Source organism: Vibrio sp. V10_P2A27P122 (assembly GCF_963874335.1).
Classification (GTDB): Bacteria; Pseudomonadota; Gammaproteobacteria; order Enterobacterales; family Vibrionaceae; genus Vibrio; species Vibrio anguillarum.
Map to the genome: position 1 here is coordinate 1 of NZ_CAWNHY010000279.1, position 17,113 is coordinate 17,113.

At 45.3% G+C, this 17,113-nt stretch carries 13 protein-coding genes; 2 read left to right on the forward strand and 11 right to left on the reverse strand.

The genetic code is table 11. The features are described from left to right. Positions 1-407 precede the first annotated feature (407 nt). Complete coding sequence (locus AACQ17_RS14865) at positions 408-995, reverse strand: YjaG family protein (RefSeq protein ID WP_026028258.1); 588 nt, start codon at positions 993-995, stop codon at positions 408-410. Between the two features lie 71 nt (positions 996-1,066). Here AACQ17_RS14865 and AACQ17_RS14870 point away from each other — a divergent pair, with 71 nt between their 5' ends. After that, the gene (locus AACQ17_RS14870) at positions 1,067-1,993 is read left to right on the forward strand and encodes a D-2-hydroxyacid dehydrogenase (protein WP_094147548.1); all 927 of its coding nucleotides are present in this window, start codon (positions 1,067-1,069) and stop codon (positions 1,991-1,993) included. Positions 1,994-2,161: 168 nt separating this feature from the next. Then, complete coding sequence (locus tag AACQ17_RS14875; protein ID WP_013855795.1) at positions 2,162-3,397, forward strand: mechanosensitive ion channel family protein; 1,236 nt, start codon at positions 2,162-2,164, stop codon at positions 3,395-3,397. 66 nt (positions 3,398-3,463) lie between these two features. Here the strand turns inward: AACQ17_RS14875 and AACQ17_RS14880 are convergent, their stop codons facing one another. The 10 genes from AACQ17_RS14880 to AACQ17_RS14925 form a co-directional block, all read right to left on the reverse strand. Further along, a complete protein-coding gene (locus AACQ17_RS14880; RefSeq protein WP_094147549.1) occupies positions 3,464-5,353 on the reverse strand; it encodes a methyl-accepting chemotaxis protein in 1,890 nt (629 codons plus the stop codon). Between the two features lie 227 nt (positions 5,354-5,580). Further along, positions 5,581-6,897 carry an MBL fold metallo-hydrolase RNA specificity domain-containing protein gene (locus tag AACQ17_RS14885; RefSeq protein ID WP_094147550.1) on the reverse strand — a complete coding sequence of 439 codons (1,317 nt, stop codon included), beginning with the start codon at positions 6,895-6,897 and terminating at the stop codon, positions 5,581-5,583. A gap of 206 nt (positions 6,898-7,103) precedes the next feature. Continuing rightward, on the reverse strand, positions 7,104-9,044 hold the full coding sequence (locus tag AACQ17_RS14890; RefSeq protein ID WP_094147081.1) for a polysaccharide biosynthesis protein: 1,941 nt from the start codon (positions 9,042-9,044) through the stop codon (positions 7,104-7,106). Positions 9,045-9,079: 35 nt separating this feature from the next. Further along, entirely contained in the window at positions 9,080-10,255 is a 1,176-nt protein-coding gene (locus AACQ17_RS14895; RefSeq protein WP_094147080.1) for a DegT/DnrJ/EryC1/StrS family aminotransferase, read from the reverse strand. Positions 10,256-10,331: 76 nt separating this feature from the next. After that, on the reverse strand, positions 10,332-11,006 hold the full coding sequence (locus tag AACQ17_RS14900; protein WP_240507696.1) for an acetyltransferase: 675 nt from the start codon (positions 11,004-11,006) through the stop codon (positions 10,332-10,334). Next, positions 10,996-11,610 carry a sugar transferase gene (locus AACQ17_RS14905; RefSeq protein ID WP_276206498.1) on the reverse strand — a complete coding sequence of 205 codons (615 nt, stop codon included), beginning with the start codon at positions 11,608-11,610 and terminating at the stop codon, positions 10,996-10,998. The genes AACQ17_RS14900 and AACQ17_RS14905 overlap by 11 nt, the downstream gene beginning before the upstream one ends. Continuing rightward, positions 11,594-12,853: a glycosyltransferase family 4 protein gene (locus AACQ17_RS14910; RefSeq protein ID WP_094147077.1), complete on the reverse strand. Its 1,260-nt coding sequence runs from the start codon at positions 12,851-12,853 to the stop codon at positions 11,594-11,596. Before AACQ17_RS14910 ends, AACQ17_RS14905 begins: the two co-directional genes overlap by 17 nt. Then, positions 12,853-14,385 carry a heparinase II/III family protein gene (locus AACQ17_RS14915; protein WP_339366211.1) on the reverse strand — a complete coding sequence of 511 codons (1,533 nt, stop codon included), beginning with the start codon at positions 14,383-14,385 and terminating at the stop codon, positions 12,853-12,855. Before AACQ17_RS14915 ends, AACQ17_RS14910 begins: the two co-directional genes overlap by 1 nt. Before the next feature lie 275 nt (positions 14,386-14,660). Then, positions 14,661-16,802, reverse strand: a complete 2,142-nt coding sequence (locus AACQ17_RS14920) for a bi-domain-containing oxidoreductase (protein ID WP_094147075.1) — start codon at positions 16,800-16,802, stop codon at positions 14,661-14,663. Further along, on the reverse strand, positions 16,802-17,113 hold a 312-nt coding region (locus tag AACQ17_RS14925; protein WP_206208100.1), incomplete at its 5' end, for a hypothetical protein. The genes AACQ17_RS14920 and AACQ17_RS14925, both read right to left, overlap by 1 nt.

The following is a 17,113-nucleotide window of genomic DNA, read 5'->3' on the forward strand; positions in this document are numbered from 1 at the left end:
GTGTATAAGAGACAGACCCTAACCCTCCCCTCAAAGGGGAGGGAATTTAAAAACGATCACTGTAATCAGCACCTTTCCGCACCGAAACGAACGCTTTTAGTCCCTCACCCTTTTAGGGGGAGGTTAGGAGGGGGTGTACAGAATTTAAAAGCGATCACTGAAATCAGCACATTTCAGCACCCAAAACGAACATGCTTTTAGTCTCTCCCCTTTAAGGTAGACGAGAGCGCTTTTAGTCCCTCCCCTTCTAGAGGAAAGTTAGGTAGATGTACGGAATTTAAAAGCGATCACTGAAATCAGCACATTTCAGCACCCACAACGAACATGCTTTTAGTCTCACCCCTTCAAGGGAGACGAGAGTGCTTTTAGTCCCTCCCCCTTCTAGGGGGAGGTTAGGAGGCGGTGTACTACAAACTCACACCAATATTGCTCACGCCTTCGTCGCGTAGCTCTTGGCGTAGGTCTTTAATCAAATCAATATCTCGCTCTACGGCTTCACGCAGAGGGCGGAAAATAGCCCACTGCACATCCCATTCGGCGCAAACCGCTTCATTTTGTTTTTGATTGTCGTTGGTGATCTCTTCGCCCGTTTGCGCTTCTTCTAACTGCGCCACTGTAAGCACCGACACCTGACTGATTTTTTGCATGTTTTCATACAGATAATCGCGATCAAGCAGGCCATGAAGTAGGTGAGACAAAGCCACACACGCATCAATTGCTGGGTACACAGCGTAAACATCAAAATCTTCTGAGCTTGGAATGATCTCTTCCAACTTCTCCAATTGGTTCTCGAAATTGATTTTGGCACTTTTTACCGTGAGCAATTCCCAAACACTGTCGAGAATATCTCGATATACTCGCGTGTGAGCAAATTCAGTATTGTCGCAAAACATGGCATAGTTCGGGTACATACGTTCACACAAACACGCCATAAAAGTAATTTGTTGCCAAGGTTCAAATTTCTCAAGACGAACCTGCAGAGGGTTTTGTAGCATAATCACTCAATCGCAGCAGAAAAAGACAGCGGAAGTGTACTTGATAACCAACAGGGAAAAAAGCAAAGCCGATGAACAATTTCACTCATAAACTCTATATTCTGACCGAACACAACGATATTTATCGACAAGCGATTGAACAGGCGCAGTTGAGCGGCTTAGCCATCACTGACGATCGCAGCGAAGCAACCATTTTGCTGGCCGCACCACCACTGGCGGCAAAGTATTTGGACGATTTTCCGCAACTGGAATGGTTGCACTCGGAATATGCAGGCGTCGACACCTTAATGTCGCCACAACTTCGTCAAGATTATGAGCTCACCAACGTTAAAGGCATCTTCGGCCAGCAAATTGCTGAATACGTTCTGGGCAACCTGATTGCACACTTTCGCCACTTTGCTTGCTACGCGCAGCAACAAGCGGCTAAACAGTGGCAAACCCACCCTTATCAATCGATCAATGATAAAACCATGGTAATCCTCGGCACAGGCTCGATTGGCAGCCATTTAGCGAAAGTAGCCAAAGCCTTTGGTTTGCACGTGATTGGCGTCAACCGCACTGGCATCCCAGCCAAAAACGGGGGTTTTGATAAAACCTATCACATTAACGAGCTTGCTACTGCCCTCGCCCATGCGGAGATTGTGGTCAGTACGTTACCCAACACGCCGCACACCAAAGGCTTGCTCAGTCAAAATACGTTGAGCCATTGCCACAATGCATTGCTGTTTAATGTCGGGCGCGGTAAAAACCTTGTTGAGAGTGATTTAATTGCACTGATTGAAGAGGGGCACATTCAACACGCCTACCTCGATGTATTTGAAAAAGAGCCATTAAGCGAAGATCACCCGTTCTGGACGCACCCTGCCATTAGCCTTACCCCGCACATCGCAGCAGTGAGTTTTCCTGAGCAAGTGGTGGAGATTTTCACCCGTAATTACGGCTTGTGGCGCGACGGGTTCCAACTTGAAAACAGAATTGATTTTGAAAAAGGCTATTAGGTCAAATAGCGGTTAATAATCGGCACTAAGCCTAGGGAAACCTTAACTCAATGTTACTATAGACACGCAAACCACTTGCCATTGCTGTCGAGAATACACTGCCGCATCGAACACGGGTTAATGCGGTAAAACAGGAACGGTATCGCCTAATGACACAAGGAGCAAATCATGCCTTCAGCCATCACTTCGTGGCTACAATCACTGAACATTAATTTAGAACAACTGCTGCCGATTGCTGAAGCACTTGGGCTTATTGCGCTTATTTCTATCGTTATCCATTTAGTGTTGCACCGAGGGGTGAGCCTATGGCTACAGCGGCGCACAACCAACGCACAAGTTTTACAAAACATTCTGTTTAGCAAAAAGCTTTTCAGCCGCTTTGCCTTGTTAATTCAAGGGATTGTCATTTCAATTCAAACTCAGTTATGGCTTAGCCACGCCAGTGCGACTTACGAACTGCTGCATACATTGACCTTACTGTGGATTATTCTCTTTGGCTTATTAAGCAGTTACGCCCTGCTCAATGTTGTGGAAACGCTACTTTATCGCAGCGCAACCAGCCGTAACATTCCGCTCAAAGGCATTATTCAAAGCATCAAAATCATCGCATTTGTTATCGCCGCACTGTTTGCGACGTCGATTTTAATTGGCAAATCACCAGTGCTACTGCTGAGCGGTTTAGGTGCGATGACGGCGGTCATCATGCTGGTATTTAAAGACCCGATTTTAGGATTAGTGGCGGGGATTCAGCTTTCAGCGAACCAAATGCTAAGCGTCGGTGACTGGCTAGAAATGCCCAAATATGGCGCAGACGGTAACGTCATCGACATTAGCCTGACCACAGTCAAAGTGCAAAACTGGGATAAAACCATCACCACTATTCCGACTTATGCCTTGATCTCTGATTCGTTTAAAAACTGGAAAGGGATGCAAGAATCAGGCGGCCGACGCATTAAACGCAGCGTATTAATTGATGCCAATAGCATTCACTTTCTGACACCAGAAGAGCAAAGCTACCTACGCAAAGCACAACTTTTAGAGCCCTACTTGGCCGAGAAAGAACAAGAGCTCAACGCCTATAATCAGATGAGCCAACTCGATTTAGCCTGCCGCATCAATGGCCGCCGCTTAACCAACATTGGCAGTTTTCGTGCCTATCTAGAACGTTACTTGCGTAACCATCCCCAAATTCACCAAGGCATGACATTAATGGTGCGCCAACTGGCCCCCACGCACGATGGCGTCGCGCTGGAGATCTATTGTTTCACCAATACGGTCGTGTGGGTCGAGTATGAAGGTATTCAATCGGATATTTTTGACCACATTTACGCCGTGCTTCCTGACTTCGGCCTACGCGTTTCGCAAGCGCCAACTGGGAGTGACTTTCAAGCTCTCGCAAGGTAAACATGACATTGCCTGAATTTCCTCCCCCTAATGGGGGAGGTTTAATCGTAAAGTGATCGAGAAGGGTTACAGTTTAAAGCGGTTAATTTCGTGTTGAAGCTCTTTAGATAAGCTAGAAAGCAATTCAGCTTGTTGGGAAGCTTCTTGCGCTTCTTTTGCCAGTTCATCAGACACATCACGTATACCTTGGGTATTACGCGTAATTTCCTCTGTGACTGACGCCTGTTCTTCTGCGGCGGTTGCAATTTGGGTTGCCATATCGCTGATCGTGCCGACCGCTTCACCAATTTTCACTAAGCTTTGCGCGGCCACGTTAGCATCTTCCACGCTACTTTCGGAAAGCTTGCTACTCTCAGTCATGATGTTCACGGCCTGAGTCGTGGTTTTCTGCAAGGTTTCAATCGTCTGTTGAATCTCTTGCGTCGAACTGTGCGTTCGTTGGCTGAGTACCCGAACTTCATCCGCTACCACCGCGAATCCACGCCCTTGCTCACCCGCCCTTGCCGCTTCAATCGCCGCATTCAGTGCCAGTAAGTTGGTTTGCTCAGCAATACCCTGAATCGCCGACAAGATCGTATTGATGTTTTGTGCGTGCTGATTCAAGTTCTCAATGACTTCTTTGGCTACCGTCATCTCTTTCGACAACTCACTGATCGACTGTTGAGTATTTTTCACCTGCTCAACGCCGTGGTTAGAAATTTTCACCGTATCCAAAGACGTGGCCGCTGTATTATCTGCATTGCCTGCAATCTCTTGCGTGGCGGCTGCCATTTCGTTAATCGCAGTGGCCACCATGTTGATTTCATCTTGTTGCACCATAATGCGTCGGGTACGCTCATGGGCTTGCGCTGCGGTGTTTTCTGCTTGCAGTGTTAACCCTTGCGACACTTCATGGAAACGCTTGATCATGCCGTGCATATTACCGACGAACTGATTAAAGTTATTCGCCAGTGCGCCTACTTCATCTTGATAACGTGGTTCAATGCGCTGCGTAAGGTCAGCATCACCGTCTGCAATTTCCGCCAATGCTTGGGAGACTCGGCCCAAGTCACGCAGTAAGAAGCCAACCAATGCCGAAAACACAATCACGACCAAAATTGTAATGGCGACTGATATCGAGGTTAATTGCATAAAGAGAGCGCCAATATTGGTGTACTCCACCTCTTTATCGAGCTCAATGCCGAGCACCCAGTCAGTCTCAGGAACGGCAGTAAAGAATAATAATTTTTCGACATCACCAACCATCACGGTTTGTATTTTGTTCTCTGCCATTGAGCGGTCGATGACTTGCTGCGTTAGGTTAGGGCTATAAGAAGCCAGCGGTTTGAGAATCAAATCTTTATTACGGTGTGCAACAATTAACCCTGTATCACGGTTGATCAACATAGCGTTTGATTTTGCCCCTGCATCAATCGCAATGACATCCTTCACCAATTGATCAATTAACACATCAGCACCAATAACGCCCCAAAACTGTCCGTCTTTCTTAATCGGTTCAGCGAGCGTTACCATCAAAGCGCCCGTTATCGCATCAGCATAAGCGGCCGTCAGTATCGTGCCGGAGCTATTTTTCGCTTCTTGATACCATCCTCTTGTCCGAGGATCATAGCTTGCATTGTCTGCGCCTCGAGACGGAATAGAACGGTGCATGGTGCCTTGCTCAGTGCCGAAATAGAGTAAATCAAATTGTGCGCCTTGCTGAGCTTGCTGTAAAAAAGGCAGTGAATCTTCCTTCATTGTGTGAGGGATCACTGCGCTAATAACTTTGCTACGAACATCCAACCATTGGCTAATCGAACTCGTTGCCGATTTCGAGATACCATACACCCTTTCCTTGATGCCACTCTCCGTTTCATCTTTCAATAAATTTGCCGACAGTAACGTCAACACCACCGCCATCACAATAACAACAAGCAAACTTGTCATTATCAACTTACCTTTTAACGATAGATTCACAACTCACCCCCATTGGTGAAATAGATTAGGTTTTGTTTGTAAGAATCGCCCACTACACATGTACACTTTGCACTCACACCGCGTCGTAATTAACCGACAAAAAGTCCAAGCCACAATCTAAGCCACAAAGCGTTATCGTTTAGTTGCTAATGGATACAAATCTTTTACACCTATTAAAAGTAAGTTACTGCTATTAACAATGCAATTAACACGGCAAAACATTGCGCTCAATCTATCACCTCATAACCTAAACTGCGCAACGTAACCGCAAAAGCTTGCTTTGTGGTGGGCTCTCCATGAATCAAATGAATTTGCTTAGGCTTAGTCGCAATGCCCTCAATAAAGCGCAACAAATCGGCTTGGTCGGCATGGGCAGAATAACCCGACATACTGTGAACCTGTGCATCCACAAGCACGTCATCGCCATCGATCATCACCGAGTGATCTCCTTGCGCAATTGCTCGACCCAGAGTGCCTTGAGCTTGGAAGCCCGCAAAGATCACATCGGTTCTTTTATCAGGCAACAGCGCTTTTAAATAGGCCATCACTCGGCCACCTTCACACATGCCAGACGCGGCCACCACAATCGCCGCTTCCCCTGTTGAGGCTAAACGGTTGACCAATGCTTGATGGCTTCGATGATCTTGAACGGTAATACACTGTTCAAACGCAAGCGGATGTCTTTGTGCATCCAAACGCTTTTTCGCCTCTTTTCCCCACAATTTTTTAAACTTTCGGTAAGATTTCGTCACCTGTTGCGCCATGGGTGAATCTAAAATAATCGGAATATTGCCATCGATTTCACCGCTGAAGATCAATTGTTCAATATCAAACAGCAGCTCTTGTGTTCGGCCCACACTGAATGCTGGAATTAAAATGGTGCCACCGTCTTGTAAAGAACGGTTGATGATGTCCTTTAAGCGCTGCGCCCGCAGCTGCACATTGTCGTGGGTTTTGTTCGCGTAGGTTGATTCAATCAGCAGATAATCAGCGCGAGGCGGAGAGACTGGGTCTGGCAATAACGGTGTGTTGCTGGGACCTAAATCCCCTGAAAACAAGACAATTTCATTATTTGGCAGTTTCACTTCAATAAACGCTGAGCCTAAAATATGGCCCGCAGGCGTAAAGCGAAAATAAGTATTGTCTAAATCACGAGAAATACGCTGCCACACGCCATAATTCACCGGCTTTATTTGTTTATTCAGCCTTTCTAATATTCTTGTACGCTGTGCTTGCCCTAAGCCAAGTTGAAGCTTTAACCCATCTTCTAACATTAATGGGAGTAATTCTGCGGTAGCGGGTGTGCAATAAATAGGCTGATGAAAACCAGCCGCTAATAACCAAGGTATACGGCCGATGTGATCAATATGCGAGTGAGTTAACAACAACGCCTGCAGATGAGTTAATGGAAAATCAATCGCCATTGGTCGGCTATCACGCCCTTGAAATAAGCCGCAATCAACCAAAATCCCTTTCTTCCCAAGCCTCAGCTCATGACAAGAGCCCGTGACGGTCTCTTTTCCACCGTGGTGGATGATCTGCATATTCAATCCTTTCATTTTTTATGGCGTCATTGAATCGATAGTGCGCGCTATTTATTCATCACAACATATGGCCTGTTAAAAAATTCGTCGCAGCTGACAAAGTTTCATTCTAACCGATGTATAGGCCACTAATATTTTTGCCCTAAAACACAAAAGGGTTCATCACAATATGATAAACCCTTTTTTGATACCGTAATCTAATTTAATTAGTACGTCACTAAGCTCTCTTCTGGAATTTCTCCTGAATTGTTCCTCTTCCACACCAAATCACAAATACCATCACTAGGGGTAAAACCTGTCGGTGCTTCAAGCAGCAGCTCACGGATCCGCTCGTGGTCAAAGTTATGGCAAGCGATGTCAAGTTCTTCCAAAAGATGCATGTATTGAGGTAACGGTAAGTTTACTTCTGTCGCAGTCATAATTCGCTCATGCGCCGTATTCTCAACATTGTCACCAATCAAAAGCTCTTCATACAGCTTCTCTCCAGGGCGTAGCCCGGTATAACTTATCTCAATGTCACCGTATGGGTTAGATTCGTCTTTCACTTCCAACCCAGAAAGCTGAATAAGATTTTTGGCAAGATCTGAAATACGCACAGATTCCCCCATGTCGAGAACGAAAACATCACCACCTTTGCCCATCGCTCCTGCTTGAATCACTAACTGTGCGGCTTCTGGAATGGTCATAAAATAACGCGTTATTTCAGGATCAGTAACCGTTAAAGGGCCGCCTGTTGCTATCTGTTTTTTAAACAGTGGCACCACGGAACCAGAAGAACCCAACACATTACCAAAACGCACCATACAAAAACGGGTGCCTTTAGGCTTCTCATTTTCTTGCTCTGCCAAGGCTTGTAAACCTAATTCAGCCATGCGCTTAGTCGTACCCATGACATTGGTCGGCCTAACTGCTTTGTCTGTAGAGATAAGTACAAAAGACTCAACTTGAGCTTCTACTGCAGCTTTTGCGGTGTAGTAAGTACCAAACACATTGTTTCTTACCCCTTCAACGACATTGAACTCAACCAAAGGAACATGCTTATAGGCGGCGGCATGGTAAATGGTTTGAATGCTAAAGCTTTTCATCACCATTGATAAACGATTAATACGCTGAACAGAACCAAGCAGAGGTACGATTTCAATATTTAGTTTTTTGCGGACAATAAGTTGACTGAGCTCTCGATCAATTTGGTATAGCGCAAATTCAGAGAGCTCAAAAAGAATCAACTTTTTCGGCTGGCTGAGGATGATTTGTCGACACAGCTCTGAGCCAATCGAGCCCCCAGCACCGGTAACCATAACAACTTTATCTTTAATGTTTGCTTCCATTAACGAGCGCTGTGGTATAACCGGATCTCGCCCAAGTAAGTCCTCAATCGCAACGTCTTTTAGCTCATCAATACTCGCCTTACCTTCAACAATATCTTTCATATCTGGTACGGTAAGTACTTCCGCTGAAAGGTGAACCAAGGACTCCAATATTTTCTTCCTTCGAGCACGTGAAGCACTTGGCACTGCAAGTAGTATCTGCTTTACATTATGTTTAGCAACTAGCCTATCTGCATGACCAACATTGTGTACACACAACCCCATAATCACGGTGTTTTCAAGGGTTTTATCTTCATCAATAAACCCTATCACTTTATGAGTTTCCGAATTTCTGAGCGCTAGTGCAAGCTGCCTTCCCGCTGAGCCTGCCCCATAAATCAGCACAGGCTTGTTTCCTTGACCATTGAGTTGGGCAACGAGCACACGAATGATAAGTCGCGAGCCTCCACACAAAAGGCAGAGAAAAGTTCCGTAAATAATGGGTAAAGAACGCGGAATAGGCGCACTAAAATAAAATGCAAGAACGGCAACAGAAGCCGCTGAAATCACCGTGCCAATACTGACCACCGCTAACGCATGAAAAGTAAGGTAACGCAATACCGCACGGTAAAGCCCAAGCCGTGTGAAAGAAAGGATGGTGATGATAGCAACACAACCCAGAAGGTAAGGAACCGTTGGTGATTTGATCAAAGCAATTTCACCAATTCTTACCCAATAAGCGGCATAAAAAGAGAAGACGATAAAAAGAAGGTCAATAATGACGCTGATAATGCGCTTATTAACCCGCGATAAGTTCCAGATAAAGTTCAGCCTAGCCATGTAACGCCTTTATAAATTTCATTTAGTCTTCATTATCAGAGAGTGGCCTCAGTTAAAACTCTCCTAATCACATCACAACTTTTATTCATTTCTTGCTCAGTCAAAGTAGGATGAACGAGGAACATTAAACTGGATTCACCAACTAGCAGAGCATTAGGTAGACGCCCTGCAGGGCGCCATGGCGTGTTGTCAAAGGCTTTTTCGAGGTAAATCTCCGAACAGCTGCCTTGATATGCAGGCACACCCGAGGCGTTGATTTCTTCCACGATACGATCGCGGTTCCAACCGTCCTTCAATTGCTCAGGGTTAACAAACAGGTAATGCTTGTACTCTGCGTGCTCAATATAGTCCGCGACTTCCACTCGGCGCACAATGGCCAAATCCGCTACTGCTTGATCAATCAACTTGCCGTTGTGCTGGCGTTTGGCTGTCCACTCTGCCATACGCTGCAGTTGAATACGGCCCAATACACCTTGGATCTCCGTCATACGCCAGTTAGTACCAAAGCTTTCATGTAACCAACGAAAGCCCGGCGGGTGCTGACGGTTGTATACCGCATCATAGCTTTTACCGTGATCCTTGTAAGACCACATGGTTGACCAAAGCGCATGATCGTTGGTCGTCACCATGCCGCCTTCACCACCGGTGGTCATAATTTTATCTTGGCAGAAGGACCAAGCACCAATATGACCAATGGTACCGACACTGCGTCCTTTGTATTTCGCACCATGGGCTTGGGCGCAATCTTCAATCACATAAAAACCGCGCTCAGCGGCGAGTGCCATAATCGCATCCATTTCCGCAGGCATGCCAGCTAAATGAACCACAATTACAGCCTTAGTCTTTTCTGTGACCACATCGGCAATGGTCTCTGCGGTGATGTTTTGGCTGTTAAGATCCACATCAGCAAACACTGGGTTTGCGCCAGCCGTCACAATGGCAGAAGCAGAAGCTAAAAAGGTACGCGAGGTGGTAATCACCTCATGACCTGCGCCAACGCCCAAGGCTTTTAAGGCCACATCGAGCGCGAGCGTTCCGTTACCTAGCGCAATCGCGTATTCACAACCAGCCCAGGCTGCGAACTCTTTTTCAAACTCACGGCATTCGTTGCCTGTCCAGTAATTGACTTTGTTTGATAGCAGCACACGGCTGACTGCATCGGCCTCTTCTTGAGTGAAGCTTGGCCATGGAGAAAATGGGGTATTTAACATCGAAATTCCTGTAAAGAGAATTAGGGACTAGTTTTCTAGGGTTCTAGGGTTTGCTCTTCCTAGAACCTGCTCTTCCCTAGGACCTAGATCCTAGATCTCTAGTTGTTTGTATTTTGGCTGGGATGCCCATCACCACTGTATTGGCTGTAACATTAGCAACGACCGTTGCCCCGGCACCAATAGTGGCACCTGCCCCCACCGACACTAATTGTCGGGTCACAGCACCGATGCCTAACCAAGCGCATTCTCCGAGTTGAGTTCCGCCTGCAATCGCAGAGTTGGGCGAAAGGTGTACACCATCAGCTAAGTGACAATCATGTTCAACGACTGCCCCTGTATTGACAATGCAAGCTTGACCTAGCACTGCGAAGGGGTTAACCACCGCATTCGCCATCACAACACATCCGTCTGCTACTGTGGCATAACCGCTAATGATGGCACTGGGGTGTACCAACGTAGGCATTCTCGCGCCAGCCTCAAGTAACTGCTTGTGTTTATTTAATCGTATTGCATTATTCCCTATCGCAACCGCCACGCAAGCATACTGCTCAACACTAGCGAGCAAGGATGCGGTATCACCAACGACATTCCAATTCTCAATGTTGTGTAACTCTGGATAGCGATCGTCATAAAAATGAATTTCAGAATAACCATTGAGCTCAGCGATTTCTGCAACGACTTTACCGTGACCACTGGCCCCGAGAATCGCACAAGTTCCAAGTGAGTGTTTGCTAACAGGCTTAGCGTTCATGACTCGTGCCTTGCTGCTCTTGCCCTGTGAACGGGGCGATGGTGACATGGCCATCGGCCGAAATGCCTTCTTTAACGAATACCTTTTTAACTGTTAACAGTAAAATTTTGATATCAAGCCAAAAGGAACGATTATCGACATACCAGACATCGAGCTTAAACTTATCTTCCCAGCTGATTGCATTACGCCCATTAATTTGAGCCCAGCCCGTTACGCCAGGCCTGACTTCGTGACGCCTTGCTTGCTCTTTACTATAAAGCGGTAAGTACTGCATCAATAAAGGACGAGGCCCCACTAAACTCATCTCACCTTTCAGTACGTTCCACAACTCCGGAAGCTCATCAAGGCTTGAATTTCTCAACTTGTCTCCAAACAGGGTCATTCGCTCGGAATCAGGAAGTAGATTCCCTCGTGAATCGATCGCATCTTTCATGGTGCGGAACTTAACCATTTCAAACCGCCTGCCATTTAAACCAGGGCGTGTTTGACGAAACAGTACGGGTGAGCCTAAGTTCTTACGTATTTTCCAAGCCACGAGCGCGATAATTGGTGACAGTAAAATAAGCCCAAATAAAGAGGCACAGAAATCAAATAATCTTTTCATCATTTACCTCTGCAGATTTCACTTTTGATTGCGCGGTTCCTACTACCCACTGAACCCATTTATCGGCTAACAACTGGCGATCAAACTGACTTTCAGCAAGTTGTCGAGCGGATGCCCCCATGTTAATAAGCGCCTCTCGATTATCCGCCGCCTGCTCTAAGGCATTTGCAAACGCCTGCGGGTTTTCTGGAGCTACAGCAAAGCCGCACTGAGAATCTTCTATCATCTCTGCCAGCCAGCCTGGGTAGTTATTAATCACAGGGAGACCCGCAGAGATATAATCGAAAAATTTATTCGGAGATGTTCCGTAATAAAATGCAGGAATATTTGCCAACACTTGCATTCCAACATCAGCACTTGCCATTAAACCCGCCAACCTCTGCTTATTTACAGGAGGGTGAAATACAACGTTATTCAGCTGCATCTCTTGAGCTTTGGCCTCAAATTGTGGTTTTAGCTTACCTTGCCCCACCAAAACTAACTTAATATCGTTTCGGCCACGACTTTGTAACTCTGTCGCTGCATCTAAGACAGCATCTAAGCCGTTCGCCATACCATGAGTGCCAGTGAAAACCGCCATCAAATCTTCTTGCGCGACACCTTCTGGTCGCCATGGTTCACTTGGTTGAGTAAAGATGGAGAGATCACAGCCATTGGGTACCATCGCTATTTTGTCTGTAGGCACTCCACGCTTCTTGATTCCCTCGACAATGCCAGGAGAAAGGCCAATACAGCGATTCGCACTGCGATAAGACGCCCATTCTAATAGAGACATCAAACCCAAAATGATAGGGTTTTTAATTACCCCCATTTCTTTTGGTAATTCAGGCCACAAATCCCTTACTTCAAATACAAAAGGTTTTCCACGTAACCAACGTGCAAAAATACCGGGAATACCCGCTGTTAATGGGGTTGTTGTTGCAAACAATACATCGTATTTTTCCGTAAAAGCTAAGCCGATACTTTTAAGTGCAAACTTAACAAAAGTCATGCTTCTTTTAAGAAAACCATCTGAGTTGGAGTACGCCAAATCAAACTCAATGATGCGGATACCATCGACGACGCCCTCGCGTTTGCCACCAATAAACTCTGATTCTAAGCCCGTCTCTCCGCCACCATATGTGCCACATACCATAGTGACACTATGCCCATGATGTATAAGGCGCTTTGCCATCTCGTATGAACGTATTCCTGTGGAACCTTTAGGTGTTGAAAAGTGCTGGTGAAAATAAAGAATATTCATTAGCTGTAATTATACTCTGTCGTTATTTTGCCATCTGACGTTACTTCGATTTCCAAAACAGGAATGGAAGTTTCTTGGTAGTAATAGCGCGATTCTTTTCCTTCGACTAACTCAAGTCGTTTGATGTCGGTATTACTATTTATCGTTATAGAATGAATATGGTTAGTGATTTGATTATCTTCTATAATCCATTCCCCTGGACTCAGGCGCCAACGTAGTATCGCTTTTTTCTGTACACCTTGAATATCATCTACAACTCGCAGGGTACTGCTCGAAAGAGAAATCTCTCTTTTATGGCTGCACCCCAAATAGTCACGGTAACTAGCGCGACAATATTGTCGAACTTCATCCCAATGGACATTTTCAGCCTTAAGCCAAGCACCTAAGAGAAATCTGCTCAAGCGTGGCATTTGTTCATGCTCATCAAACTGAACAGTATTATGACTTTGCGTTCCACCATAGTAATCGATATATGCTTGACCAGCATTGTAACTAAAGGTGCCACCGTCTCTTAACAGGTTTACACCGTCAAGCCAAAAGTCCACATGTAGAGCATCGTTTTGAGCAGGTCGAAAACGAAAGATAGGGTAATTGAATAGTGCAAACGCTCCAGTTTGGCTTCTTAATCCGGCGTATCCACCTTGCGCAAAATGGAATGAGATCGGTTGGTTGAGTACTCGCTGAGGTTTACTTAATCCCAGAAGTTTAAGTGGTTCATCATAGCTACCTGCTTTTTCCCAAGCAGATGACTGCAAGAACAGGACTGAGGCGAGCTGAACCGTTGGGCGAAAATCTCGATAATCAGAGTCACTTAAAGGTAACAACCTTGCGCCATCGTTATGACCTAAATTAGGTGCATCCCCATTTACTTCTTGAGTCAACTGATATAACCATTGAGTCGCCAAACCAATTTTTGTATACAACGACGGACTAAACGACTTGAGATTAAGTTCCCGCCTCCATAGCTCAGCCATTGAGTAAGTATCTAACATAACTCGGTGATAGTTGACTGAATACTGGCTGAATGTTCCATCACAGTCGATTAAATGCTTTGCTCGATCCTCTAACCACTTACGCCCCATTTTTTGCCAGCGCATAGCGCTTTTATCGCCATTGGAAACAAGCCAACTTCCACCGATAAATAGGGCTGCAGCTTCCGAAGTGCCATGGTTATTATCTTGAGCAACAGCATAAGAGATGGTCGGGGCAATGCGTTTTAAGTGGGCTTTAACAAATGCCAACAGTGCAGGTTCAGGACTTTCAACTTGATTCAGTAATTTAGCAGCCATAGCCAAATGCATTACTCTTATTGAGGCTTCTTGACCACACTTCCAGTTCGGCCCCAAATAAGGAGAATTGTGTTTTAGCCAATCTTTCGTAGTTGCATTCAGCTCATCAAGCGCTTGCTCTCTTCCAGAAAGATAATCCTTCGCTAAGCCTAGTACCCAGTCGAATCTAGATGCCTCCCAAATCCCTTTAATATCACCAACATTAGAATCAAAGTCAGACAAACAAAACCAAGGTTTTTCCATGTTGGAGTAGCATTTTCCAGTTAATGCGCTCTCCGCCCATCGCAATCCACTGACTAATCGCTTCGGCTTCCAACCAAAAGGAGAGAATTGGTATCGCTGACCAGATTTACATTGAACTGAAGCAGATAAAGGACGAAACAAAAGCCCCGATATCGAGGCTTGATTGAGACGCTTAACTGGGTTTAATCCGCTTCGGACACCTAGTTGGTAAACTGCCACTCTGGCTAAGTTAAGAATGCCTAGATTCTTTGCAGTTTGTGCTTTTAGTGTGAGACTCATTGTTGTTTACGCAATTGCTCTGCTATTTCGATTGTAACTCTTGCTACCTCAAACAACTCTCGAGCTGGAATCGGCGACTCTTTACCTGATTCAATAGCGCTAAGGAAAGCAGCCGCACAATCTGTTTGGCCTTTATCTTGTTTCCATAAGTTCATTTTGCTAAAGCCAGGCCAACCGAAACCTTTTAGCTTACGGAAGTTGTCTAATTGAAGCACTCTCCCTGCTGCGAAAACTTCTACGCGTTCTTTGGGGAAGTTAGCCGCACCATTAGCTAGGTAATGAATTGTACCGAAAGAGCCATCTGCAAAGCCTAAAATAATAGCTGCTTTGTCCTCGGTAATATCAACACCGGAAACATCTCCCATACGGCGACACTGTACAGAAACGATCTCTGAATCAGCTAGGTATCTCATTAGATCAATGAAATGGCACGCCTCTCCAATAATACGACCACCGCCGACTTCATTATCTTGTGTCCAATGATCGGCCGGGATAGCTCCCGCATTCATCGTCATCATGAAGCTTTTGGGCTCTTTCACCGACGAAAGCAGTGCTTTCATTTTTTGAACTTGAGGGGAGAAACGACGGTTAAAGCCAACCATCAATTTTGGTGCAGAAGCATTAGATACTTTAGAGTAATAAGTTGCTTCGACTTCAGCGAGTTCTTCTAATGTGATTGCTAACGGTTTCTCAACGAATACATTCTTGCCAGCATTCAGTGCCTCACAAACGAACCGTGCATGGCTGTTATGGCGGGTTACAATAGCTACGGTGTTGATTTCTGGGTCTGAAATCATTGCGCTTGTATCCGTTGTGGTTTTCGCAAAACCCGCCTTTTCACCGTGTGTAACGCCATTAATACCACCAGATGTGGCGATAGTATGTAATTGAGCACCACCCACTTTAAACGCAGGGATCAACATACGAGACGCGTAGTTTCCAGCACCAACAAACCCAACGACAGGCTTCGATGCTTCAAAAGTAGCCTTACTGTTAAGCATAACGGATTTCTGGTGGCGAGTACTGGGCTCACTCTGGTATTGAAGCAAAATACCCAGTGCAGACTTATCTGAGGTGAGTAGATCATATGCTTGCGCTGCATCTTCAAACTTAAATCGGTGAGTAATAAGTGGCTTAACGTCTACTTGGCCCGAAGACATCATATCTAAAATAGCTTCAAAGTTACGCTGCTCGGTCCAACGCACAAACGCGTAAGGGTAGTCATTGCCTTTATCTTCGTAGTCTGCATCGTAGCGACCAGGGCCATAAGAGCAAGAAACTTGGAATTTCAGTTCTTTTTCGTAGAAGTCCGCACGATTGAGCTCTAACCCGGTAACTCCTACAAGAATAATACGTCCACGCTTACGGCTCATTCGTGCAGCTTGTGTTACTGGTTCATTTGATTTTGTTGATGCAGTAATGATTACGCCATCGACTCCATTGCCACGGCTAAATGCCATCCCCACAGCAACAGGATCTTCACCTTTACCTGGGTTACAAACCTCTGCACCAAATTGTTTAGCTAGTTCTAGTTTCGTATCGTCATAATCAATAGCCAGTACACGGCAACCTTGAGCGCGGAGCAATTGAACCGTCAACAAACCAATCAAACCAACTCCGGTCACTACAAACGCTTCACCCAACGTTGGTTCTGCCAAGCGAATACCTTGCAAACCAATGCTAGCTACAACTGTAAACGATGCCTCCTCGTCGGATATGTTGTCGGGAATTAAAGCACACAAATTTTTAGATACGCGGACGACATCTGCATGAGGGCCATTAGAAACAACACGATCGCCTTCTCTGAAGCCATGCACACCTTTACCTAAAGTATTAACGACGCCAACATTGCAATAACCCAAAGGTAGTGGTTGTGCCAACTTAGACTGTACGGCTTCTAAAGTAGTCATTAGCCCATCTGTTTGCACTTTTTCCAGCACCATTTTCACTTTGTCAGGCTGTTGACGCGCTTTATCTAGCAAACTCGCTTTACCAAAATCGACGAGCATACGCTCTGTACCAGCAGAAATTAAAGAAACTGTCGAATCAACCAACACATTCCCTTTCGTAGCCGTTGGCGCTGGAGCTTCCACTAAATTAGAACCGCCGTTTGCCATATCTTGCAGTATTTGTTTCATTATCTTAATTGCCTAAAAAACTTAGTAATAAATAAAATTAAAAATATTAAAGCAAACCCACAGCTAGGGTTAGCTAATATCGACACAAACGAATAATTCATTACAGAAAAAATCAAGAATGAGAATACAGACAAATTAATGACATTATCTGACTCAATTCGAAAAAACCTGTACGCTAAAATTAGAAAGGAAAACTCCAAACAACTAAATATTATTGTAAGAGCACCTAAATTAACAAAATTATGAACTATCAAACCAGAAGACAAAGTTCCTACAACATCTATATTAGAAATTAAAAATGCATGATTATA